This window comes from Streptococcus dentiloxodontae (assembly GCF_053206925.1).
The window spans coordinates 1-23,532 of sequence record NZ_JBRUHR010000005.1 but is presented as its reverse complement, the minus strand read 5'-3'; the positions used below and the strand labels follow the sequence as shown (position 1 = coordinate 23,532).

Here is a 23,532-nt window from a genome sequence, read left to right as displayed (position 1 = left end):
TTTTTAATAACAAAATGGATAAGCAGTATTTTTAACGAAACGATTAGCCCTTGTTTTTTCGATAAGTTTTTAGATTCGTCCTCAATTGATCTGTTACTTTACGGATAGTCTTAATATCTGCAAAATCGATATCTTTTAACAAAATTTCCTGCATCTGCTGATGAAAAGCTTCCATAGGTTTAAGTTTCATCCATCCCAGATTTGTTAAAATAATCCGCTTGTAACGCTTGTCAGCCTGAGAAGGAACAGTCTTGATGAAACCATTTCGTTCCATTCGCTTGACCAGATTACTGGCAACAGATTTTGAAATACACAAATGATTTTCAATATCTTTAACAAAAACTTCATCGTCTTGGTGATGCTTCAGATAAATCAGAACCCTGCCTTGGGGACCGGCCAGATGTTCAATACCATTTTTCTTGGCAAGATTGTCTGCTGCTTGTTCCAACTGATTTAGAAGATTTTTAATCTCCGCTATAGGGTTCTCCATAAACTCACCTCCCCACTTAATTGTTATCATGAGAACTATTATAGTTCTCCTAAGAACTATTGTCAAGAAAAAAGTTTCTAAGAGAACTATTTTTTTGATATAAAAAAACGAAGCTAAGAATAGCTCGTTTTTAAATGACAATCCCTTCCAAATGATCCAGCTCATGCTGAATAATCTGAGCTGGCAGGCCTGAAAAAGGAAGCTTCTTTTTCAGCCATTTTTCATCAAAATACTCAATCTCAATCTGCTGATACCGCTTTGCTTTTCGATGTCCCAAAAGAGACAGACAGGATTCTTCAGCTTCAAAAGGAATAGACTTAGCTGTCATAACGGGATTGAACATAACCAGATTAACAAAACCAATATTAACAATAATAACCCGCTTATTGACCCCAATCATATTGGCAGCCATGCCCACGCATTCTTTTTTATAATACTCCAGCGTATCTCGCAAATCTTCAGCCAAATAGATATCCTCTTTAGTTGCCTCAGCAGACGGCTGAGATAAAACTACAATATCCTTGCAAATCGGTTTAATCATTTTTGCTCCATTTCTAATATCATGATGATAAAATCAATAGCTTGACCATCAATTTCCATAAAATCTTTGAATGTCCCAATATACTGAAACCCTAGACTTTCATACAAATGAATTGCTCAACTATTATCACGGCGTACTTCAAGCGACAGAAGTTTTATGTTTATTTGGCGCGCCTTAGCAATCATCTCCATCAAGAGTTGACGTCCAATGCCCTTTCCCCAGTAACCTTTCTTGACTGAAATACCAATCTCAGCACGATGATTTAAGCGTGGTTTTCTAAATGTGTTACAGTTGCAAGTGCCAACAATCTCTCCTGCTTTCTCAGCAAGCAAAAAGAAAGACTTTGGCGTTGACTCCTGAAACGTTGCTAATTGTTGGGCAAAACCATCTACTGACAAGAAGACACCCTCACATCCCATAAGAGAGATTGTCTGTTTCTCCACCAGCTTGCTTGCAAAAATCTAGCATCGCTTGAGCATCTTTGCCCCTTGCTTTTCTTATCATTACCGTTTATCTCCCCTCTTTCACTCCGTTGGAAATTGCCTGTAAAAAATGGCATCATTTCATCTCCAAATAGGATAGATCACTAAGCCTTTTCACCACACGACTGCCGTCATCCTTTTCAAACATATAAGAAACACCACCAGAACAACCAAAAAGTTGACAGTTATTCAGACTTTCAACAGGCAACTTCATAAACATTGTATTCCAAATGCTGAGCAAATCCCCGTGTGACACAATGATTATCCACTCGTCTTCACTCGACATGACCGCTTCATAAAAGGGGAACAGTCGCTGCCAAACCTCTCGTCGGCTTTCTGCATCAAAAAACAACTTGTCATCAACTGTTTTTTCTTCACATTCAAGATTCTCTTTTAACCAAGCGACTGATTGACCGCAACAACTTCCCAAATTTCTTTCTCTCAATTCTGTTCTTAAAATGGGCTGAACTGACAACTTGTCTCCTAAAATCTGAGCAGTCTGAGCTGCACGTTTTAAGTCTGAAGAAAATAATTTGACGGATCGATCATTTAATTCCTTAGAGAGTTTCTCAGCAATCAGTCCCGCCTGATATTTTCCCAACTCTGATAAATCCCAATCCGTCTAAGAACCAACCATGCCATTAGTGTGGTGAACTGACTGGGGATGTTGAATCGTTATGATATGCTTCATTTTTCACCTATTCCCTATTTCTGATAAGCTTTAGATACAATCAGATCCTGAACCAAAAGGTTTATAAACAATCATAAGAGCCTTCTAAAGGGATGTTCTCTTATTATAACAAAAAAACAGCCCTATAGGGCTGTTTTAAAAGTTTGCTTAAGCTTAAACGATACCTTGTGCTGACATAGCATCTGCAACCTTAAGGAAACCAGCGATGTTAGCACCAACAACAAGATTGCCTTCTTGACCGAATTCTTTAGCTGCTGCTGCTGAATTTTCGTAGATACCTTTCATGATATCGTAGAGTTTGCTGTCAACTTCTTCAAATGTCCAAGAAGTACGTCCGCTGTTTTGAGCCATTTCAAGAGCTGATACCGCTACACCACCAGCATTGGCAGCTTTAGCAGGACCAAATGAGACACCAGCCTTAAGGAAAACATCAATCGCTTCAAGAGTTGAAGGCATGTTAGCCCCTTCTGAGACTGCGATAACACCATTAGCAACAAGTGTTTTAGCTTGGTCTTCGTTGATTTCGTTTTGAGTCGCACATGGGAAAGCAAGGTCTGCTTTAACATCCCAAACAGACCCTTGGCCAACTGCAACAAACTTAGCATTTGGACGAGCGTCCGCATATTTGACAATACGTTCGCGTTTGACTTCTTTGATTTCTTTCAAGAGGGCAACATCAATACCGTCTGGATCGTAAACATAGCCTGATGAATCTGAAACTGTGACAGCTTTAGCCCCAAGCGCATGCAATTTTTCAACCGCATAGATAGCAACGTTACCTGCACCAGAAACAACCGCGACTTTACCAGCAAAATCTTCACCGCGTGCTTTCAGCATTTGCTCTGCGAAATAAACCGCACCGTAACCAGTAGCTTCTGTACGAGCAAGTGAACCGCCCCAGTTCAAGCCTTTACCTGTGAGGACACCAGTGTATTCGTTGCGAAGGCGTTTATATTGACCGTAGAGGTAGCCAATTTCACGTCCGCCAACACCAATATCACCAGCAGGAACATCAGTATCAGCACCGATGTGTTTGCTAAGCTCAGTCATGAAGCTTTGGCAGAAACGCATGATTTCGTTGTCTGATTTACCTTTAGGATCAAAGTTTGAACCACCTTTACCGCCACCGATAGGCTGACCAGTCAGTGAGTTTTTAAAGATTTGTTCAAAACCAAGGAATTTGATGATAGATTGGTTTACTGATGGGTGGAAACGAAGACCGCCTTTGTATGGTCCGATGGCTGATGAGAATTGAACACGGAAACCGCGGTTAACTTGAACTTGGCCTTTATCATCAACCCATGGCACACGGAATGAAACGATGCGTTCTGGTTCAACCAAACGTTCAAGAAGGTTTTCTTCAATGTATTTTGGATATTTATCGAAAACTGGAACAAGTGATGCAAATACTTCTTCTACAGCTTGTAAAAATTCTGGTTCATGAGCATTTTGTGCCTTAACTTTTTCAAAGACATTAGCAACATACTCTTTACCTGTTGTCATATCTATTTCCTCCGAAATTTAGTTTCGTAATTTAATTACATGAATAGTATAAATTTTCAGACTATTGTTGTCAAGTACTTTTTGTAATTTTTTGTTTTTTATGTCAGGTTTTCTTACACAAAAGATGGAAAATTAGCTTTTTCAACTTTGTTCATTGCACTTATCTTGAGTTTTTCAGCATTTTACGTTTTTATTTATTTTCAACAGGAATTTTATGTAAAATCAAGCTTTTCTTCTCTTACAATTACAAAAATACAGATTTTGAACTTTTCAAGACCGTTTAAATACAGCTATGCGGGGAAAAACTTTTATTTTCTTTACTAAATAAGGCTTGATAAAGTTTTTTCTCTTTGACAATTTTCCTCTCTTTCAGTATGATTAATCTTATTAAACTTTCCAAGGAGGAATTATGAAATACTTTCCATTAACTGCTGGGATTATTATTATCTTAGTCGGTCTTTATCTCTTTTTAAACCCTGCAGTCGTTATGGCATCGGTTGCTTGGATTTTTGCCTTGGTCATGCTGGTATTGGGGATTTCAGGATTAATGAATCATTTTAACCGCTCTGACCGCCAGCTGGTTCACCTCATCCAAAGCATTATTTCCATATTGTTTGGCCTAATTTTACTATCCAGTTCTGCATGGGCGCTTTCTAGTATTGCTATCACAATTATGGCTTACTGGCTGATGGTAACAGCTATTGTTCAAGCTGTTCAGGCCTATCGTCAGCGCCAATTTGGTTTTTCAGCACAGCCTGCGATTACAATTGCCTTAGTTACTTTTATCTTTGCCATTATACTGTTTAGTCAGCCTTTTTTATCGGCTGCTATTATCGGCCGAATTGTGGCTGCAATGATTATTATGGCTGGTATTTCGACACTTTCTATCTATTTCCGTCTTTAAAAATCGCAGAGCAAAGAGCCTGGAACAAAAATAGTTCTAGGCTCTTTTTCTATAGTAGTTTGCATTCTAAGCGCAGCGGTTGAGAGAAACTCCATTGAGCTTAGGTAACTTCTGCTTAAGTTTCCCTGCATAGTTAGCCAAGAAGCCCTATCTAACTCCCCAAGCTTATCTGAGCCTGCAGCAGATGCTGATTTAATCGTCCGAATTTGATCAAAAGGGGTTATTTATCTGAGCTGTGCGAGGAGCATCATTTCAGATTGACAACTAGACATTAAACGTGCTAAAAAATTAATTTCCTATTTGACATCTGGTGTACAAATCGTTTTTCTTCCTTTGCGCTTGGCGAGTTGGTCATAGTGTTTCTGAGCCAACTCTGCTGAATAAGTCCCTTGACACCGCTTCACTTCTCTGGAAATAGTGGACGTATAACTCCCAATTTCTTTGCGATATGGCTTGGTTTCAGACCTAATTCTAGATAAGCCTTTACCTTAATGCGTTCAGTTATGGTAATATGGTGGTAGCTCATAGATTCCTCTTGTGTTAGCATTAGTATGCTTACTTATAATTTACACGATTGAGGACGCTATGAGTTTTTTGTTGCACTTTATTTTACAATTTATCATTTAAAAATAAAAAACAGCAGGAAACTCCTGCCGTTGCAAAAATAGCATTGAGAGACTAATCTCAATGCGGATTACTAGAAAGACTAGCTTTCCAGCTCACTCAGATACTCATACCTTTCGTACTTCTCAAGAAGTTCATCATTGGCGCTATCTAAATCACGCTGCAGACTGGCCAACTCACCGTAATTGCTGGCATTTTCCTGCATGGCAGCCTCAATCTCTTCAATCTTAGCCTCAAGCGCAGCAATCTCGTCCTCGATCGTCGCCCACTCCTGCTTTTCAAAGTAGGACATGCGTTTGCGCTCGGCCTTTTCCTTATCAGCCTTTGGCTTTTCTTTCTTTTGGGCAATGGCAGAGCTGCTTTTCTCGAAAGCTACCTCGTCCAGATAATCGGTGTAGTTGCCAAAGAACTCGCGAACTGAGCCATTTTCAAAAGCGAGAATTTTATTGGCCACCTTATCAAGGAAATAACGGTCGTGACTGACCGTGATAACGGGACCAGAAAAACCTTGCAAGAAATTTTCCAGCACGGTCAAGGTTGCAATATCAAGGTCGTTGGTCGGCTCGTCCAGCAGCAAAACGTTTGGTTTTTCGATGAGGATTTTGAGCAGATAGAGGCGCTTTTTCTCACCACCCGATAACTTAGAAATAAACGTCCCATGTGTTGAGCGCGGAAAGAGAAATTGCTCCAAGAGTTCGGTCACGCTAGTCGTGCCAACAGTCGTTTTAACCTCGTCTGCCACCTCTTGCAGGTAATTGATGACGCGCTTGCTCTCGTCCATACCCTTGATTTCTTGAGAGAAATAGCCAATGCGAACCGTCTCGCCAATGATCAGATTGCCGGCTGTCACCTGCAAGTCTCCATTGATCAGATTAAGCAGGGTTGACTTGCCAACACCGTTATCACCGACGATACCAATCCGATCCTTGTTTTGGACTAACAAATTGAAATCTGACAAAATCGGTCTGTCTGGAAAGGCAAAGTCGACATGTTCAAACTGGATAACTTTCTTGCCGATACGGCTGGTTTGGAAATTAATTTCAAGATCAGACGAGCTGCTTGTTTCTGATAAATCAGCTTTTAAATTATTAAAACGATTGATCCGCGCTTGCTGTTTGGTTGCTCTGGCCTGCGGCTGCCTACGCATCCAAGCCAATTCTTGCTTGTAGAGCTGTTTTTTCTTATGAAGCGAAGCCGCATCGCGCTCGTCCTGTTCAGCCCTCAGGCGAACATAGTCTTGGTAATTGCCTTGATATTCGGTTAGGCTGGCATTGTGCAATTCAAAAATGCGTGTTGCAATATTGTCCAAAAAATAGCGGTCATGGGTGATAAAGATGACAGTTTTCTTAGATGTTTTGAGGAAATTGGTCAGCCATGCGATGGTCTCAATATCCAAGTGGTTGGTCGGCTCGTCCAAAAGCAGCAAATCTGCGTCACCCAACAACACCTGCGCTAGCTGAACACGGCGGCGCAAGCCACCTGACAGTTTACCAACCTTTTGCGACAAATCCGACAGACCAAGCTTAGACAGGACAGTCTTGACTTCGCTCTCAATGGTCCAAGCATCCAAAGAATCCATTTCTGCCATGACCTTTTCAAGACGTGCTTGGTTTTCTTCCTTGTAGTCTGCCATAAGACTTTCGTAGTCTTTGATGAGCACCATCTCGCGTAAATCCGAAGATAAAACGGTATCTAAGACGGTTTTGTCCTCCTCAAAATCTGGTTCCTGCGTCAGATAAGCCATCTTGTAATCATTTTTAGCAGAAAAAGGCGACACATCGCCATCAAAACCAAGCCTGCCTGAGAGGACATCAAGAAGCGTGGTCTTTCCAGTTCCATTGACACCGATAATCCCGATGCGATCAAGGTCGTGAATGATAAAGGAAATATCTTGAAAAACAGTCTTATCACCAACAGATTTGGTTAGTTTTTCAACAATAAAATCAGACATGCCCTATCTCCTTTATAAACTCAAAAATGGCTTCTCGTTCGTTAGCCAATGTTCCCAGTACAATGGCCTCTTCAACTGCTTTGAGAACTTTTCCCATCTCAGGACCTGGCTTAAAGCCCAAGTCCTTAATGAGCATGCCGCCATTAATAGCAATTTCATGCTTATCATGAATCGTCAGCTCTGTATCTAGACGCTCAATCCGCTCAAAATCAACAGATAGCCCCTGTGCCTGACGCAGTTCTTCTGCTAACAAAATCCAATCCTTGCCGTAAGTATAGATCATTTGTTTGGTGACATCGTCTGCCAGACGCTGCTCAAAAATAATCATAATGGCTTCCACAGCTCTTTGAAAATTAGTGGAGGTCTTCCATTTTTTAAAGAAAGTTTTAGGATTTTTATGATGTTGAGATAATAGCACAGCTGCCCAAGCTTGTTCTGAACTGGAAAAACTGAAATTTTCAGTATAGTCAGCTAAGAGGCACTGCCATTTATCAAAAGTATCCTGAAAATCGGGTAAATAATCATAGGCCCTAATCGCCATAAACGCTTGAATTCCTTTGCGCCAGTGCGGAGACATCAAAAGTTTGTCAAACTCAACAAAAGAACGTTCAATGGAAATCTTTTCTAAAAGAGGAGCATAGGCTTTCATAGCCGCAAAAGTCTTAGGTTCAATATCAAAATTTAGACTGGCCGCAAAACGCAAAGCACGCATAATACGAAGAGCATCTTCATGGAAACGCGCCTCTGCTTGACCGACAGCTCGAAGAATGCTCTGTTTCAAATCAGACAAACCGTCAAAGAGATCTATGATTCGTCCGCTGTCATCAAGTGCCAAAGCATTAACGGTAAAATCTCGCCGTTTGAGGTCTTCTTTCAGCGAACGTACAAAAGAAACACTAGAAGGTCTCCGGTAATCAACATAGACATCCTCTGTCCTAAAAGTCGTGATTTCGTATTCACCGCCATTTTCAAGAACTAAAACGGTTCCATGCTCAATACCAATATCAATGGTGTGCTTGAAAATTGCCTTGGTCTCTTGAGGATAGCAAGAGGCAGCAATATCGACATCGTGAATGGGACGATTGAGCAGCACATCACGAACAGACCCACCAACAAAATAGGCCTCAAAACCTGCTGTTTTAATCTTCTCCAATATTGGCAAAGCCTTCTGAAACTCAGAAGGCAAATGTTCTAATCTCATAATAAGTGTTCCAAACCGTAAACAAGTTTTTGACGCTTAACCACTTCTTTAATCCCCAAATTAACGCCACTCATAAAAGAGATGCGGTCATAAGAGTCGTGACGAAGTGTTAAACCTTCTCCCTGCGCTCCAAAAATAACTTCCTGATGAGCCACAAGACCTGGCAAGCGAACAGAGTGAATTCTAAAACCGTCAAATTCTGCCCCGCGAGCCCCTGTCAATGTTTCCTCCTCATCTTCAGCACCCTGCTTTTTGTAGTCACGCGCCTGACGAATGAGCTCCGCTGTCTTTACAGCTGTACCAGATGGTGCATCTTTTTTCTTATCATGATGCAGCTCAATGATTTCCAAATCTGGGAAATATTTGCTTGCTTTAGCTGCAAATTCCATTAAAAGAATGGCACCGATAGCAAAATTAGGAGCTATTAAACCGCCTATTTTTTTAGTTTCAGACAGAGCAATCAGTTCAGCAATCTCCTCCTCAGTAAAGCCTGTAGTTCCCACAACTGGAGCAAAGCCATTTTCTAAGGCAAACTTGGTATTATCATAGGCTACTTTTGGCGTGGTAAAATCAACCCAAACATCAGCCTTAAAGCCAACCAGCTGCGCCTTATCAGTAAAAACCGGTACACCGTCTACTTCTTTTTCTGCTGCAAAAGGATCAAGCAGCGCTGCCAATTCCAAATCGCTGTCTCCTTTGACCATCTCAACCGCAGTTGCTCCCATTTTCCCTTTAAATCCTGCAATGATTACTTTAATACTCATGTTTACCTCTTTTCTTCGTAAGAATACCTTAAACGGCTGGTGTAAAACCAACAGCTATAGCCCCTTCACCCAAATGTGTGGAAATAACACCGCAGAAGGGTACGATGTCAACGGATTCTTTAAAACCTGAACTGCGAAGCTGCTGGCGAAAGTCCTCAGCCTTGCTGGCAGCATTAGCTTCAATGATCCAAATCTTATAAGCATGATTGGTCATTTCCTTTGTTACAATCTCAATCAAACGTTTAAGTGCCTTTTTTTCGGTTCTGACTTTTTCAAATACTTCAATACGCCCTTCTGTAAAATAGAGAATGGGTTTGATACTAAGAAGATTGCCTAACATAGCAGAACCATTGGATAGACGTCCGCCCTTAACTAAGTGATTAAGGTCATCAACCATGATATAGGCTCTGGTTCCTTCAATCTGCTCTGCTATTTTTTCCACAATCGTCTCGAAAGACTGACCAGAGTCAGCTAGGCTAAGAGCTGTTTCCGCCATATAGCCCATGGGTGCAGAAGTAATTTTACTATCTGGAAAGGCAATCGTAAGATTGGGATGCTCGTCAATTAAATACTGAATGTTCTGCCAGAAGCCAGAAATTCCGCTGGAAAGAAAAAGCCCAAGCACATGACTGTAACCAGCGTTTTCTAACTCCGTCAAAAGACTGTCCAGCTGAGACAGACTAGGCTGGCTGGTGCTTGGCAGGTTCTTGCTGGCAGCCATTTTCTGATAGAAGTCTTGAATGTCAAGATTTTTTCCTTCAACATAGGTTTCCCCGTCAATAACAACAGGAATATCAAGCACAAACAGATTCTCATTATCCTTCATCTCAGGAGGAAGATAAACTGAAGAATCCGTAATTAAGGCAAGTTTCATCTTTAAAACTCCAAATTAATACCGGGACGATCTAGGGCAATCTCGGTCACTTCGTAAGTTAAGCGCTGCAAAGTATCCAAAAGCGGTGCTGCTAAACTCTCAACTTCCGCTTGAGAAAATTCTTTGGGCTCACCAACAATACGATTCTTAATGTGATCCATCTGTGAAATAATACCCGAAATAACAAAATTATCACGCACAATCATAAATTGCAGAACTGCCACAACGGATGTTTGATTTTTTTCTTCATCCTTTTTATGAAGCTGGAAAGTCACCTCAACATTGGTTTTAGGCTCACCATTTTCCTTTTCCCATTCATGATTGCGAACATCATAATGGTAACGGTTAACAAATACTTTTTCACGAATTAATTCCATAATGTCAATTCTCCTTGATAAATTATTATAACAAAAATAACAGCCGATTAAAACTTCTTCTGAGGATGCTTAGCGATAATTTCTGGATATTTTTCTAAAATAGTCCGTCCTTTTTGAGTAATGGCATAGCTTCTCAGCTGAAAAAGCTGAGACAGTTCTTCTTCAGTGTATACAGCCAGCATAGCCTCATCCAAATCTGAACGTTTCATTTTAGACAGACCCGATACGCCCTTAGCCTTGAGAAAAGCTTTGAGCTTAGGCGCAGCTAGATGCTTAAGCGATTCAACAGCAGAATCTACCTTAACATAACCCTGTTCAATTAAAAAGCGCAATTCTTTTTCCGCATCAATACCGTAAGTCGTATAAAAATATTTGTGGTGGCTGCTGCTCGTCAAATAAGTGCCAAATTGAATACGCCACAACATAATAATATGCCCAGGAAGCAAGCCTTCTGCTGTTCTTTCCATTTGCCGCTTGGCTATCGGCTTTGTTAGAAGTTCCTCTTCATATTTTGGAAGAATAAAAGGCTTTTCTGCATGCTGAGCGTAAACATTATCAATAGTTTTCATAAAATCTATTATACCAAAAGACAAGTAAAAAGACTTGGCTAGAAACCAAGTCTAATTATTTTTAAACTTCCTCTCATCTAATAACAAATGAATCTCACATTTTATAATGAAGTCCGCCTTGATTGACCAAAGTATCAGCAGTAAGGCTCAATAATTCTTTATGGGCTGCCATATGAGCCGTCTGGGATAGGTAATTTTTAAAGTGAGGAGTCTCACGATGAGTTTGATAGGCTGTTTCATCTGCATAAATTTCAAAAAAGTACCAGATATTTGGATTTTCCCTTTCTCTGCCAGCATACATAACCAACACGCCTTTTTCTTTAGCCATGCTTTGTTTCATCTCATCTAAAACAAGAGCGGCAAAGGCTTTATTATCCTGTTCTTTTACCTCAATTTTGGCTAGACGCACGGCAAAATTTCCTCCAGTAGGAGCAAAAAGAGCCTCGTCTTTTTCCAGCAATAACTGTGCTTCCAAATCATGGACAGTACGGCTTAACAATCCCTGACTGGCCACCTTGACAAATGCCGCAAACTGCTCAGATGCAGCATGCCGTTCATAGGCAGCCTGATTAGCATAAACTTCAACAACATAAGATTGCTGAGACTGGTGAGGCAAATGCGTAGAATACATGGCAAAAGTGTCCGATTCATTTTTGATAGAGGTCGTTAAATTATACCGACCAACCTCAGCAAAATCTACCAGCGCCTCTTCTTTGAGGCTTAATGCAAAGATACGAAAAATAGGCTCAGTCATCATAACCCTCCTAATCCCTTAACAAACGATGATAATTAGTTCTGAAAATCTTATCTTTATCTTCGCTAGAAATGTTCAAGGCTTCTATAGCCTCAATAATAACCTTTGTTGCACCTGCAGGAGCAAGACCCAGCGGAGCATCTGTTCCAAAAAGAACATGATCCACACCATAATAATCCACACAAAGTTCCAAGGCTTTGCTATTGCCAAGAATAGCCGTATCAACATAAAACTTCCTGAAATCTGCAGCCTGTTCTGCTGGTAAAATATGTTCAATCCTCCCCGCAAAGTAAGGCACCATAGCTCCAGCATGGTGAACAATCATTTTCAAATCCGGAAATTCTTGAAAATAACCAGCCTGAACGAGCTCAAGCATGGTCTGAGTCAATTCATACTCCCAGCTGAAAATAATATTATTATCCGGCTTTCGATCGTCAAACACCGGATGAAGCCAAATGGGCACATGATGTTGGGCAAGTTTTTCAATTATTAATTTAAATTCCTCATCAGCCAAGGATTTGCCTAAATGGCGCGTGAAAAGCTGCACCCCCAAAATTTCTGGATTGGGTAAAACAAACTCTTCAATAATCTTGAGTGATTCTTCAATATTATTCATAGCCAGCATGGCAACGCCACCAGCAAATATATCAGAGTTTTCCTTCACAGTCCAAAGCAGTTCCTCATTAGCCTTCTTAACTAAAAGTGCAGCCATCTTTCCGGTCATATAATCCTCAGGATTCGTATTGACATAGGAGATTACCTGCTTAACTCCCCTTGGCATGGCAGCTCGGCGCTTAGTCATGTCTGTCAAAACAGGATTTTGGATGAAGGGCATTTTTTGCGGCAATTCCTTATCCAGCATTAACATTCTCTGATAAAAATCTGGCAGCAGGACATGAGCAAAAACATCAATTTTTTCCATAAGCTTACTCTTTTCTGATAGATTGACTCCATTATATCATTTTGCAGCGCTGCTGATTCAAATAAAAAAGGCCTCTCAGACCTTTTTAACTCATCCCTGCATCAAACTATTACGGCTATTTATATAACAATCTTAGGGATTTTTGCCTCAGGCTCCTTTAGCTAAGACTGTTTTTTCGCGAATATAATCTGCCAACTCTACTGTCAAATCATAACGCAAAAACGGCGTGATAAGGTAAATACCATTGAAATACTGCAGCGCTTTATCAATTAGGCGTTTACTTTCTTCTAAGCCTAACTGCTGACAGGCTTCTTTATCATCTTTAACTGCTTCCAATTTGGAAAGAAAGCCATCAGATAACTGAATACCCGGTACTTCATTGTGCAGAAAAATGGCATTGTTGTAACTGGTTATAGGCATAATCCCAATGAAAAAGGGATGTTCATAAGGTTTAGTCAGCTCTGCTAATGCTTCAATCGTATCACTGTTAAAAATTGGCTGGGTGATAAAATAATCAGCACCAGAAGTTATTTTCTTGTCAATCAATCGGCCGCAACGTTCTAAATTTCTGACGTTAGGATTAAAGGCCGCAGCAACAGTAAAATTTGTCGCCTTTTTTAAACTGGCCCCGCTGTACCCTTTTCCTTTATTGAGTTGCTTAATCAAGGTTAGTAGTTTAAAACTAGTCGCGTCATAAACACTGGTTGCTCCTGGAAAGTCGCCCATTTTTGAAGGGTCTCCTGTAATCGCTAAAACATTATCAAATCCTAACACGTCCATACCTAACAAACGTGATTGAAGTCCAATCAAATTGTGGTCACGGCAGGATAAATGTAAAAGAAAGGGGGTTGAAATGTCATTTTTTAAGAGTGCAGCCAGACTGACATTACAAATACGAGTGCGTGCTAAAGAATTATCTGCTAAAGTAATAGCGGCAAGCCCTGCTTCATCCAGCGCTTTTATGCCTGTCTTGAATTTTTCAATATCCAAGCTTTTGGGAGGATCAAGTTCTGCAATAACTGTAACCTCTCTTTTGACCTTATCAACTAAAGTTTCTCCTTGCCTGCTCGCCGCAATCAGCTCTGCTTCTGGCAATAATGGCGTAACTAATTTGCGTTTAACGGGCTTGAGACCTTTCACAGCCCGTTTAACTGCTCGGATATGATCCGGTGTGGTTCCGCAGCAGCCGCCAATAATCCTAGCACCTTCTGCTGCAAGAAGCTCTGCTGATTTCCCAAAATAATCAGCGTTCTGACTAAATCCAAAGTGGCCCGAATCGCCATCATCTGTAAAAGTCAATAGACTGGCATTAGGATAAACGGCCAAATAAGACTGGGCAAAAAGCGGAACGTGTTTGAGGGACTTAATCATATGATAAGGTCCCAGATGGCAGTTGAGGCCGACAATATCTGCTCCCAACATGACCAACTGGCTAAAAACTTCAACCAGCGGCTGACCGCTTTCTGTAATCTCTGCCTCATGCAAAGCAAGGTTAGTGATAATAGGCAGGTCTGTCAAAGGCCGCACTGCCTTTAGCACTGCAACAAGTTCTTCTGCATCATAATAGGTTTCAAATAATAGACCATCTACTTCCTGAGTTTCTGTTAAATAACCCACCTGTTCAAGAGTCTGTTCAACAATTTCATCTAAGCTTAAGTCACACTGCTTGAGTCCACGCGAAGCCCCAATTGTTGCCAGAACAAAAACATCCTTGCCTGCTGCCTGTCTGGCCAAGCGTACCCCAGCTTGATTAATGTCTTTGACCTGTTCTTCATGCCCATAGCTCTTAAGGCGATGGCGTTTGGCAGCATAAGTATTAGTCTGAATAATATCAGCACCAGCTTCAATATAAGCTTTATGAATACGTGTAACTTCATCAGGATGGCTTAGGTTATAAGCTTCATAACAATTACCAAGGCCATTAGCATAGAGCAGCGTTCCCATGGCTCCGTCAGCCACAAGAATCTCTGTTTTCAAGCGTTCCAATAATTGCGACATAAATCCTCCTTTCTTTTTGTTCTCAAAAACTGCAAATCCTAATGACTGTTCTCTGAAAGAACTCATCCACAGCTTTTTCTCTATCTTACTTGATTTTATTTTCCGAATTTAGCGCGAACATCCTTGGTCGCAGCAACCAATACTTCAAGTGCTGCCAGTGTTTCAGGTTCACGGCGTGTCTTGAGACCGCAGTCAGGATTGACCCAGAATTGCTCCAGCGATAATTGTTGCAGCGGACGTTCGATGTTGGTCACCACTTCTTCCTTAGTTGGCACGCGCGGTGAATGAATATCATAAACACCAAGGCCAATTCCAAGTGGGTAAACAGCTGTTTCAAAAGATTCAATAATGTCTCCGTGGCTACGGCTGGTTTCAATTGAAATCACATCAGCATCCAAATCACGGATGGAGTCAATGATTTCGTCAAATTTTGAATAGCACATGTGAGTATGAATTTGCGTGTCATCTTTGACAGATGAGGTCGCAATGCGAAAGGCTTGAACAGCATCGTCTAAATAGGCCTTCTGCTTGCTTTTACGCAAAGGCAAACCTTCACGCAACGCTGCTTCGTCCACTTGGATAATTGCAATGCCCGCATCTTCCAGCAGCTTGATTTCATCTTTAATGGCTAGGCCGATTTGATTGAACAGCTCCGAACGTGAAATGTCAGTACGCTCAAATGACCAGTTTGTAATGGTAATCGGACCTGTCAGCATTCCCTTAACAGGACGGTCAGTCAAACTTTGGGCATAGATTGTTTCTTTAACCGTCAATGGCTGAATGTGCATAACATCTCCGTAAATAATCGGAGGCTTAACAGCACGAGAACCATAAGACTGTACCCAGCCGAATTTTGTTGTGGTAAAACCAGCTAATTTTTGCCCAAAAAATTCGACCATGTCAACGCGTTCAAATTCTCCATGAACCAATACATCAAGATCCAACTCTTCCTGAATTCTAATCCAACGAGCAATTTCAGATTTTATGAAATCCTCGTATTGTGTATCAGAAATATCTCCGCGTTTCCAAGCCAGACGTGTCCGCCGAACCTCAGGTGACTGCGGGAAAGAGCCGATCGTCGTTGTTGGTAAGACAGGCAGCTGCAGTTTTTCTTGCTGCAGCTGACGGCGCAGCTTGTAATTATGAGCACGCTCAGTCGGCACATCAGACAGATCTTCCAAATGTACGTTTCTAAAATCGGCTGCCTGAAGCGCGTTGAAATCGGCTACATGCTTGTCATAATCAGCAGACTCTTCACCCGCTAGATGCCCTGCTAAAAGCTTAATTTCAACCAACTTTTCATCAGCAAAAGCAAGTCCGTTTTTTAGAATAGGAGCAAGTTCATCTTCATTTTTCGTTGTTACAGGCACATGTAAGAGTGAGCAAGATGGCTGCACTACAAGTTCTGCTGTATTTTTTCGGATAATTTTCAATAAAGCTGATGCTTTTACAAAATCAGCACTCCAGACATTTCGGCCATCAACCACACCTGCAAAGATTTCTTTTTCTGAAAAATACCCTGCTTGAACTGCTGCTAAATTTTCTTCTAGACCGTGCACAAAATCGAGACCAAAAGCTGCTACCGGAAGCTCTGCCAAAACTTCAGCATCACTTAAAGCTTCAAAGTAAGTTTGGAAAATTAACTTAATTTCAGGGACTTCTTTGGCAAAATAGCTATAAACGCATTTGGCTGCTTCCAGCAATTCAGCTCCCTCATCCGTTACAAAGATTGGTTCATCTACTTGAATATAAGTTGCTCCTGCTGCTGCTAATTCAGTGAAAATCTGCTTGTAAAGCGGCAAGAGACTCTTGACTGTTGCAGTAAAATCACCAACACCAGATGATAGGGCTACATAGGTGATGGGACCTGTGATAACCGGCTTAGCTTTGTCACCAACAATTTCTCGTGCCTCTAAGTACAAGTCAAGTAAGCGTTGGTTGGTCAATTTAGGTTTTGATTTTGTCCATTCAGGTACGATATAGTGGTAGTTCGTATTAAACCATTTCTTCATAGAAGAAGCCACATTGTCTTTATTTCCACGGGCAATGGCAAAATATAAGTCCAAATTAATTTCTTCCTGCGCAAAGCGTTTTGGTATGATACCAAATTGAACCGATAAATCCAAAATGTGATCATAAAGAGAAAAATCACCTACTGGAATATAGTCCAGCCCCGCATCTAGCTGTTTTTTCAGAATTTCTAAACGCAATTCCTTAGCCTGTGTTTCCAAATCCTCTTGTGAAATACTACCAGCCCAGTAAGATTCAATTAACTTTTTCCATTCGCGCTGCTCCCCCAAACGAGGATAACCCAAATTTGAAATCTTGACCATAGTTGCCTCCTATACCGTTATGTGTTTAAAACTATAACTCTTTATTTTTTATGATTAAAATTTTATCTGATAACTCCTTTGTTTTCAATAGATTTAGCCATTTTAACTTTTTATTCTAAGATATAGTTTTTAACTATATAATTAGCTTTTTATATAGTTTGAAACTATATCAAACCTATTCAGCTCTGCTATGATAATAAAAAAAGAACCCTCAAAGGGGTTCAAATTAGACTATTTTGCCTTTTTCAAAGCACCGAAGAGAAGACCTGAAACAACTGCTCCAATGGCTACAAAAAGAAGGTAGAGAAGAGCATTGCTGGTCAGGGCGATAACGAAGATACCGCCATGCGGTGCCATAAGCTTGATACCGGCCATACCGACAAGAGCACCTGTCAAAGCAGAGCCAGCAATAAAGCTTGGAATAGCACGCGCTGGGTCAGCTGCACCAAATGGAATAGCGCCTTCTGTGATGAAGGACAGTCCCATAACAATGTTGGTCAGACCGGCATCACGTTCTTCCTCAGTAAACTTATTCTTAAAGAGAAGGGTTGCGACAAATACTGCAAGAGGAGGTACCATACCTGCTGCCATGACAGAAGCCATCACGACAGAACCGCCGTTAGCAAGAGAAGCTGCTGTCAAAGTACTTGTTCCGAAAACATAGGCTGCCTTATTGAAAGGTCCGCCCATATCAATAGCCATCATACCGCCAACGATAAGCCCAAGCAAGACAGCTGAACCGCCAGACAAGCCGCTGAGGAAATCAGAAAGGGCTGTGTTAATAGCTGACATAGGAATATTAACGAAAAGCATGAGGAAGCCTGTTACAAGAACGCCAAATACCGGATAAAGAAGAATGGATTTAATGCCCTCAAGAGAACGCGGCAGGAAAGTCAAGGCTTTTTTAAGAAGCAAGATGACACCGCCGGCAAGGAAACCACCTACGAGCGCTCCAAGAAAACCTGAAGGGATTCCGACTAAACTAGCTTGTGGAGCTTTTTCGCCCAGCGAGAAGAAGGCGACCTTACCGAAAGCAAGACCTGTTGTCGCCATGCTTCCTGCTACAAATCCAGCTACAAGCCCTGGTTTCTCAGCAATTGAATAGGCAATAAAGGCCGCAAATACCGGAATCATAAAGCCAAAGGCTGCATTACCGACTTGATTGAAGATAGCTGCGATTTCGTGATAATTCCCCAAGTGGCTCAGTGAATCTTTAGGGACTCCCATGAATTGGTCAATTAAGAAAGATACCGCAATCATGATACCGCCGCCAATAACGAAAGGCAGCATTTGCGAAACACCGCTCATCAGGTGCTTGTAGAAAGCACCACCAAGGCTTAATTTCTCACCTGAATCTGAAGAAGCACTTGCTCCTTTTGCTGCATGATAGTTTTTCGCTTCACCATCAAGAATAAGATTAATCAACTCTTCTGCTTTTTTGATACCATCAGCAACTGGGCGCGACACTAACGGTTTCCCATCAAAGCGAGGCATATCAACCGCTTTATCTGCTGCGATGATAACACCTTTGGCTTTAGCAATCTCGTCTGCTGTCAAAGCAGTACCAACTCCAGAAGCTCCGTTGGTTTCAACACGCACCTGAACACCCATTTCCTCACCTTGTTTAATAAGAGCTTCTTCTGCCATATAAGTATGAGCAATTCCTGTTGTACAAGCCGTAACAGCAACAATAAGTGGCTTATCATCTGAGATAGGAGCTGTTTTTGCAGCTTCTGATGCTTTATTATCTTCTTCGGCTGCATCAAAAGTTGCAATGACATCATCTGCTGAAGTGACCTTGCGCAGTTGATCAGCGAAGCCATCTTTTAACAAGTATTTGGACAACTCAGCTAAAGCAGCCAAGTGCGTATCATTTGCACCGTCTGGTGCAGCAATCATAAAGAACAAATCAACAGGCTCACCATCAAGAGCTTCGTAATCTACACCTTTAGAAGATTTTGCAAAAAGAACAGTGGCTTCTTTAACTGCTGCATTTTTGCTATGTGGCATGGCAATACTTTCACCAAGTCCAGTTGACGTTTGTGCTTCACGATTCATAATACCCTCTTTAAAAGTATCAAAATCTGTTACTACACCATGATTAACCAGGCTTGTAATCATCTCATCAATAGCCGCTTCCTTTGTAGTTGCCTGAAGATCAAGCAACATGACGTCTTTATTTAATAAGTCCTGAATTTTCATAATTTTTCTACCTCTACCTTTTCGTAAGTTTCTTTTATAAAATCAATGGTGGCCAAATCATCTGAAAATGTGGTGGCCGTTCCACAAGCCACACCCCATTTGAAAGCTTCAACCGGATCTTTAGATTTGACAAACTCACCTGTAAATCCAGCTACCATAGAGTCCCCCGCTCCCACAGAGTTTTTCACTTGCCCTTTAATTGGTTTAGCAAAGTAAGCAGCTTCTTGGGTAACAAGCAAAGCACCGTCACCAGCCATAGAAATAATGACGTTTTGGGCACCTTTAGCAAGAATTTGACGTGCATATTTTTCGATATCAGTTAATCCTTCAAGTTTAACCTTAAAGATAGCTTCCAACTCATGATTGTTTGGTTTGACTAAAAGAGGCTGATAAGCCAGTGAATCCAGAAGAGTTTGACCTTCAAAATCGCAAACCACCTCAGCGCCAGCTTCGCGAACCAATGGGATTAGCTTATTATAAACTGCATTGCCAAGATTTGCGGGAGCAGAACCCGCAAAAACAACGACATCGTTGGTTGATAAACCAGCAAGAAACCGCTCCAGCTCTATAAGCTGCTGGTCTGTGATAACAGGACCCGTACCATTAAGTTCCGTTTCCTGATCAGCTTTAATTTTGACGTTAATACGTGTATCCTGCCCAACTGTCACAAACTGAGTTCTAATACCTTCTGCTTTTAAACCAGACTCAACAAAATCACCAGTAAAGCCACCGATAAAACCTGTCGCAGTATTGTCAATTCCCAAGCGCTGCAGAATACGGCTGACATTAATTCCTTTTCCCCCAGCAAACTTATCATCGCTCTCCATGCGATTAACATCACCTAGTTCCACCTTATTCAGGCGAACAATGAAGTCAATTGAGGGATTTAAGGTCACAGTATAAATCATACTTCTACCACCTTCGTTTTTTCTTTTAATTTGATTAAGAGCTCACGCTCTGAATGATTAGTAACGATTGTTACTTTTTCTACTTTAGCTACTTTGATATAGGAAACTTGACCAATTTTTGAAGAATCCACAAGGATGAAAGATTTCTTAGAGTTTCCCAAAACAGCCCTTTTAACAGCTGCTTCTTCCATATCAGGTGTTGTAAAATTTATGGCATCAACACCATTTGCACCTATAAAAGCCTTATCAAAATTCAGCTGTTTTATCTGGTCAACAGCAATGCTTCCAATAGAAGCATCGGTGGCATGTTTTATCATTCCGCCAATAATACTGGTGGCAATATTATTGTCAACCAGTTTAACCGCATGATGAACAGAGTTCGTAACCACAGTAATATTTCTATCAACCAAATCAGGAATCATCAGTTCATTGGTAGTACCAGCCTCCAAAAAAATGACATCGCCATCTTTAATCAATCCTGCTGCATAAGAAGCAAGCGCTGCTTTTTCCTGCACATTCGTAATAGCTTTTTGGCTGTTGGAAGGCTCTTCTTTGAGTCCATTAATCTTTTCAGCTCCGCCATGTACACGGCGCAGACGTTTTTCTGCAGCCAACTCGTCTAAATCCCTGCGAATCGTTGATTCCGAAATTTCCAGAATACCCGATAAAGTTTCCAAAGTCACAAAGCCATTTTGATTCAATTGGGTCAAAATAAGCTGTTTGCGTTCGGATTTTAGCATACCCACACCTTTCTGTAATCGTTTACAAAGACTATTATATACTAGAATGATTTCAACTGTCAATAGTAAATGAGCAAAAACTTTCAAAACTAAGCATAATATGGCATTCTTCTGCTTATTTGCTCAATTTTTATCAATAAAAAAAGAGGATTGATATCCTCTTCAATTAAATCTCATGCGTTCACCTACTTGGCATAATCAATCGCACGAAGTTCGCGGATAACCGTAACCTTGATATTTCCTGGATAATCCAAATTTTTTTCAATTTGTTCACGAACCTTGTGCGAAAGAATTGTAACTTGATCATCTGATATTTTATTAGGCTGAACCATGATGCGAATCTCACGTCCCGCTTGGAGTGCAAAGCTACTTTGAACACCATCGAAACTTGATGCGATTTCTTCTAGATCACGAAGACGTTTGATATAATTCTCAACAGATTCATTGCGGGCTCCAGGACGAGCTGAACTCAAAGCATCTGCTGCTGCTACAATCACAGCAATGATACTTTCTGGCTCAACATCTCCATGGTGACTGGCAATCGCATTGACAACGACTGGATGCTCCTTATATTTACGAGCAAACTCAGTACCGATTTCCACATGACTGCCTTCAACTTCCTTGTCAACGGCTTTACCAATATCATGTAAGAAACCTGCACGGCGGGCAAGGTCAACATTTTCACCTAACTCACCAGCCAAAACACCAGCCAATTTACCAACTTCAACAGAGTGGCGCAGCACATTTTGTCCATAAGACGTTCGGAACTGCAAACGTCCCATAATCTTAATCAGATCTGGATGCAAATTCACCGCGCCAATTTCGTAGGCAGCAGCCTCACCATATTCACGAATCCGACTATCCAGCTCTTGACGATTTTTCTCAACCAGCTCCTCAATACGTGCCGGATGGATACGACCATCCTTAATCAGAGCTTCCAAGGTCATGCGAGCAATTTCACGCCGAATAGGATCAAATCCTGATAAAACAACCACTTCTGGTGTATCATCAATAATGATATCAATCCCCGTCAAACTTTCAAGAGAACGGATATTACGGCCTTCACGACCGATAATACGCCCTTTCATGCTATCATCGGGCAAATGCACTGTCGTCACAGTCTGTTCGGTCACATAGTCACCAGCAATACGCTGCATCGCTTGAACCAGCAGATTCTTAGCTTTTTTATCAATAGAATCCTGAACCTGCGCTTCTGCATCTTTAATACGCGTAGCAATCTCGTGCGTCAGATTATTCTCTGTCTCTGTCAGAATAACATCACGCGCTTCAGCAATGGTCATCTGACCGACGCGCTCAAGCTCCGCTTGTTTATCAGCTTCTAATTGTAAAACCTTTTCTTCACGCTCATCAATATGTCTAGATTTGTCAGAAAGACTTTGCTCTTTCTTTTCGAGGGTCTGTTCTTTACTTGATAAATTTTCATCCTTGCGATCAAGAGTTGAAGCACGCTCTGTCAAGCGATTTTCCATCTGTTTGAGCTCTTGACGCTCGGATTTGAATTCCTGTTCAATATCTTCTCGATACTTTCTAGCTTCCTCCTTGGCCTCCAGTAAAAGTTCTTTTTTGTGTGCTTTACTGTCACGCTCTGCTGTCCGTCGAATCTGCTCAGCATCACTTTCGGCTTTGCTGCGCACATTAACAGCATCCTGCTCGGCATTGAGAAGAGTTGTCTCCGCTTGCTCCTTAGCCTTGCTTAACCTGAGAGAAATAGCTAGATAGCCACCTATCAAACCAATGAGTGCAAAGACCACCAAAATAACAATATTATACATGTCTTTACCTCAATTTTCTAAGGTTTTTATTATAAAAACCATCTTCTAGTGTAACACATTTGTAGCATTTTCACAATTTAAAACTAGAGCTTAAAAACGATTTTATGGTATGATAAGAGTAATTATTTGTAAAGGAGATTCCTATGCCTAAGGAAGTGATTGTAGAAAGCTTCGAGCTTGACCATACCATTGTTAAAGCGCCTTATGTTCGTTTAATTTCAGAAGAGACTGGGCCTGTTGGTGATATTATTACCAACTTTGATATTCGACTCGTTCAACCCAATATGAACTCCATTGATACAGGCGGTCTGCACACTATTGAACATCTTTTAGCTAAACTCATTCGTGAACGAATAGATGGTTTAATTGACTGTTCTCCATTTGGCTGCCGTACAGGTTTTCACATGATCATGTGGGGCAAACAAAATGCGACGGATATCGCTAAGGTTATCAAATCCTGCCTTGAAGAGATTGCCGATGGTATTACTTGGGAAAATGTACCTGGGACAACTATTGAATCTTGCGGCAATTATAAAGATCACAGTCTTCATTCTGCCAAAGAATGGGCTAAACTTATTCTGGCAGAAGGCATTTCTGATGATGCCTTTGAACGCCATATTGTTTAAAACAAAAAACTTTCGGCTATCAATCCGAAAGTTTTTAGGCTCTATAATATCTGTAGTGGGTAAATCTCATTCAGATATTATAGGGCTTTTTGAGGGTATGAAAAAAGTCCCATATGACTTATAATGAAAAGCGACAAAACCATCATTAGAAAGATTCATATGGAACACCTTAAGAATACCACAGATTTAATCGGATTGAAAGACAAAAATATCAAAATCTTGTTTGTTTTACAACACCAAACCCACATCGAAATACGGGCAAAGTTGGATTATCAAGCGCCTGAC

At 41.0% G+C, this 23,532-nt stretch carries 20 protein-coding genes and 2 pseudogenes; 2 read left to right on the top strand and 20 right to left on the bottom strand.

The features are described 5' to 3' along the window. Positions 1 to 43: 43 nt before the first annotated feature. The 5 genes and pseudogenes from ACVRZ8_RS04220 to gdhA form a co-directional block, all read right to left on the bottom strand. Entirely contained in the window at positions 44 to 490 is a 447-nt protein-coding gene (locus ACVRZ8_RS04220) for a MarR family winged helix-turn-helix transcriptional regulator (RefSeq protein ID WP_447448069.1), read from the bottom strand. 130 nt (positions 491 to 620) lie between these two features. Then, a complete protein-coding gene (locus tag ACVRZ8_RS04215; protein WP_447448068.1) occupies positions 621 to 1,031 on the bottom strand; it encodes a peptide deformylase in 411 nt (136 codons plus the stop codon). Between the two features lie 116 nt (positions 1,032 to 1,147). Beyond that, positions 1,148 to 1,474 carry a GNAT family N-acetyltransferase gene (locus ACVRZ8_RS04210; protein ID WP_447448067.1) on the bottom strand — a complete coding sequence of 109 codons (327 nt, stop codon included), beginning with the start codon at positions 1,472 to 1,474 and terminating at the stop codon, positions 1,148 to 1,150. Between the two features lie 115 nt (positions 1,475 to 1,589). Beyond that, a pseudogene (locus tag ACVRZ8_RS04205) lies at positions 1,590 to 2,123 on the bottom strand (histidine phosphatase family protein); the annotation flags it as partial. Positions 2,124 to 2,357: 234 nt separating this feature from the next. Beyond that, a complete protein-coding gene (gdhA, locus tag ACVRZ8_RS04200) occupies positions 2,358 to 3,707 on the bottom strand; it encodes an NADP-specific glutamate dehydrogenase (protein WP_447448066.1) in 1,350 nt (449 codons plus the stop codon). A gap of 409 nt (positions 3,708 to 4,116) precedes the next feature. Between gdhA and ACVRZ8_RS04195 the strand changes: the two genes are divergently transcribed. Beyond that, entirely contained in the window at positions 4,117 to 4,611 is a 495-nt protein-coding gene (locus tag ACVRZ8_RS04195; protein WP_447448065.1) for a DUF308 domain-containing protein, read from the top strand. A 299-nt stretch (positions 4,612 to 4,910) separates the two neighbouring features. Here ACVRZ8_RS04195 and ACVRZ8_RS04190 read toward each other — a convergent pair. From ACVRZ8_RS04190 to ACVRZ8_RS04120, 15 genes and pseudogenes are all read right to left on the bottom strand, one after another. Beyond that, positions 4,911 to 5,137 (bottom strand): annotated as a pseudogene (locus ACVRZ8_RS04190) (helix-turn-helix domain-containing protein); the annotation flags it as partial. A gap of 180 nt (positions 5,138 to 5,317) precedes the next feature. After that, positions 5,318 to 7,186 carry an ABC-F family ATP-binding cassette domain-containing protein gene (locus ACVRZ8_RS04185; RefSeq protein ID WP_447448064.1) on the bottom strand — a complete coding sequence of 623 codons (1,869 nt, stop codon included), beginning with the start codon at positions 7,184 to 7,186 and terminating at the stop codon, positions 5,318 to 5,320. Beyond that, a complete protein-coding gene (locus ACVRZ8_RS04180) occupies positions 7,179 to 8,387 on the bottom strand; it encodes a CCA tRNA nucleotidyltransferase (RefSeq protein ID WP_447448063.1) in 1,209 nt (402 codons plus the stop codon). The genes ACVRZ8_RS04185 and ACVRZ8_RS04180 overlap by 8 nt, the downstream gene beginning before the upstream one ends. Next, a complete protein-coding gene (gene dapB, locus ACVRZ8_RS04175) occupies positions 8,384 to 9,151 on the bottom strand; it encodes a 4-hydroxy-tetrahydrodipicolinate reductase (RefSeq protein WP_447448062.1) in 768 nt (255 codons plus the stop codon). The genes ACVRZ8_RS04180 and dapB overlap by 4 nt, the downstream gene beginning before the upstream one ends. A 28-nt stretch (positions 9,152 to 9,179) precedes the next feature. Then, a complete protein-coding gene (locus ACVRZ8_RS04170; protein WP_447448061.1) occupies positions 9,180 to 10,025 on the bottom strand; it encodes a DegV family protein in 846 nt (281 codons plus the stop codon). 2 nt (positions 10,026 to 10,027) lie between these two features. Beyond that, a complete protein-coding gene (locus ACVRZ8_RS04165; protein ID WP_447448060.1) occupies positions 10,028 to 10,402 on the bottom strand; it encodes a DUF1149 family protein in 375 nt (124 codons plus the stop codon). Between the two features lie 47 nt (positions 10,403 to 10,449). After that, positions 10,450 to 10,971 carry a hypothetical protein gene (locus tag ACVRZ8_RS04160; RefSeq protein ID WP_447448059.1) on the bottom strand — a complete coding sequence of 174 codons (522 nt, stop codon included), beginning with the start codon at positions 10,969 to 10,971 and terminating at the stop codon, positions 10,450 to 10,452. Between the two features lie 94 nt (positions 10,972 to 11,065). Further along, a complete protein-coding gene (locus tag ACVRZ8_RS04155) occupies positions 11,066 to 11,728 on the bottom strand; it encodes a putative quinol monooxygenase (protein WP_447448058.1) in 663 nt (220 codons plus the stop codon). A gap of 7 nt (positions 11,729 to 11,735) precedes the next feature. Continuing rightward, positions 11,736 to 12,647: an amidohydrolase family protein gene (locus tag ACVRZ8_RS04150; RefSeq protein ID WP_447448057.1), complete on the bottom strand. Its 912-nt coding sequence runs from the start codon at positions 12,645 to 12,647 to the stop codon at positions 11,736 to 11,738. A gap of 147 nt (positions 12,648 to 12,794) precedes the next feature. Then, on the bottom strand, positions 12,795 to 14,645 hold the full coding sequence (locus ACVRZ8_RS04145) for a bifunctional homocysteine S-methyltransferase/methylenetetrahydrofolate reductase (RefSeq protein ID WP_447448056.1): 1,851 nt from the start codon (positions 14,643 to 14,645) through the stop codon (positions 12,795 to 12,797). A gap of 95 nt (positions 14,646 to 14,740) precedes the next feature. Next, positions 14,741 to 16,978, bottom strand: coding sequence for a 5-methyltetrahydropteroyltriglutamate--homocysteine S-methyltransferase (metE, locus tag ACVRZ8_RS04140; protein ID WP_447448055.1), 2,238 nt, complete (start codon positions 16,976 to 16,978; stop codon positions 14,741 to 14,743). Positions 16,979 to 17,209: 231 nt separating this feature from the next. Next, entirely contained in the window at positions 17,210 to 19,180 is a 1,971-nt protein-coding gene (locus ACVRZ8_RS04135) for a PTS fructose transporter subunit IIABC (RefSeq protein WP_447448054.1), read from the bottom strand. After that, positions 19,177 to 20,088: a 1-phosphofructokinase gene (pfkB, locus tag ACVRZ8_RS04130; RefSeq protein WP_447448053.1), complete on the bottom strand. Its 912-nt coding sequence runs from the start codon at positions 20,086 to 20,088 to the stop codon at positions 19,177 to 19,179. The genes ACVRZ8_RS04135 and pfkB overlap by 4 nt, the downstream gene beginning before the upstream one ends. After that, positions 20,085 to 20,828, bottom strand: a complete 744-nt coding sequence (locus tag ACVRZ8_RS04125) for a DeoR/GlpR family DNA-binding transcription regulator (protein WP_447448052.1) — start codon at positions 20,826 to 20,828, stop codon at positions 20,085 to 20,087. The genes pfkB and ACVRZ8_RS04125 overlap by 4 nt, the downstream gene beginning before the upstream one ends. Positions 20,829 to 21,013: 185 nt before the next feature. Beyond that, entirely contained in the window at positions 21,014 to 22,621 is a 1,608-nt protein-coding gene (locus ACVRZ8_RS04120; RefSeq protein ID WP_447448051.1) for a ribonuclease Y, read from the bottom strand. A gap of 143 nt (positions 22,622 to 22,764) precedes the next feature. Here ACVRZ8_RS04120 and ACVRZ8_RS04115 point away from each other — a divergent pair, with 143 nt between their 5' ends. Continuing rightward, on the top strand, positions 22,765 to 23,247 hold the full coding sequence (locus tag ACVRZ8_RS04115) for an S-ribosylhomocysteine lyase (protein WP_447448050.1): 483 nt from the start codon (positions 22,765 to 22,767) through the stop codon (positions 23,245 to 23,247). Positions 23,248 to 23,532 lie beyond the last annotated feature (285 nt).

Coding starts and splice junctions, on each gene's coding strand:
- ACVRZ8_RS04220 (WP_447448069.1), bottom strand. CDS start 490: ATGGAGAACCCTATAGCGGAGATTAAAAATCTTCTAAATCAGTTGGAA.
- ACVRZ8_RS04215 (WP_447448068.1), bottom strand. CDS start 1,031: ATGATTAAACCGATTTGCAAGGATATTGTAGTTTTATCTCAGCCGTCT.
- gdhA (WP_447448066.1), bottom strand. CDS start 3,707: ATGACAACAGGTAAAGAGTATGTTGCTAATGTCTTTGAAAAAGTTAAG.
- ACVRZ8_RS04195 (WP_447448065.1), top strand. CDS start 4,117: ATGAAATACTTTCCATTAACTGCTGGGATTATTATTATCTTAGTCGGT.
- ACVRZ8_RS04185 (WP_447448064.1), bottom strand. CDS start 7,186: ATGTCTGATTTTATTGTTGAAAAACTAACCAAATCTGTTGGTGATAAG.
- ACVRZ8_RS04180 (WP_447448063.1), bottom strand. CDS start 8,387: ATGAGATTAGAACATTTGCCTTCTGAGTTTCAGAAGGCTTTGCCAATA.
- dapB (WP_447448062.1), bottom strand. CDS start 9,151: ATGAGTATTAAAGTAATCATTGCAGGATTTAAAGGGAAAATGGGAGCA.
- ACVRZ8_RS04170 (WP_447448061.1), bottom strand. CDS start 10,025: ATGAAACTTGCCTTAATTACGGATTCTTCAGTTTATCTTCCTCCTGAG.
- ACVRZ8_RS04165 (WP_447448060.1), bottom strand. CDS start 10,402: ATGGAATTAATTCGTGAAAAAGTATTTGTTAACCGTTACCATTATGAT.
- ACVRZ8_RS04160 (WP_447448059.1), bottom strand. CDS start 10,971: ATGAAAACTATTGATAATGTTTACGCTCAGCATGCAGAAAAGCCTTTT.
- ACVRZ8_RS04155 (WP_447448058.1), bottom strand. CDS start 11,728: ATGATGACTGAGCCTATTTTTCGTATCTTTGCATTAAGCCTCAAAGAA.
- ACVRZ8_RS04150 (WP_447448057.1), bottom strand. CDS start 12,647: ATGGAAAAAATTGATGTTTTTGCTCATGTCCTGCTGCCAGATTTTTAT.
- ACVRZ8_RS04145 (WP_447448056.1), bottom strand. CDS start 14,645: ATGTCGCAATTATTGGAACGCTTGAAAACAGAGATTCTTGTGGCTGAC.
- metE (WP_447448055.1), bottom strand. CDS start 16,978: ATGGTCAAGATTTCAAATTTGGGTTATCCTCGTTTGGGGGAGCAGCGC.
- ACVRZ8_RS04135 (WP_447448054.1), bottom strand. CDS start 19,180: ATGAAAATTCAGGACTTATTAAATAAAGACGTCATGTTGCTTGATCTT.
- pfkB (WP_447448053.1), bottom strand. CDS start 20,088: ATGATTTATACTGTGACCTTAAATCCCTCAATTGACTTCATTGTTCGC.
- ACVRZ8_RS04125 (WP_447448052.1), bottom strand. CDS start 20,828: ATGCTAAAATCCGAACGCAAACAGCTTATTTTGACCCAATTGAATCAA.
- ACVRZ8_RS04120 (WP_447448051.1), bottom strand. CDS start 22,621: ATGTATAATATTGTTATTTTGGTGGTCTTTGCACTCATTGGTTTGATA.
- ACVRZ8_RS04115 (WP_447448050.1), top strand. CDS start 22,765: ATGCCTAAGGAAGTGATTGTAGAAAGCTTCGAGCTTGACCATACCATT.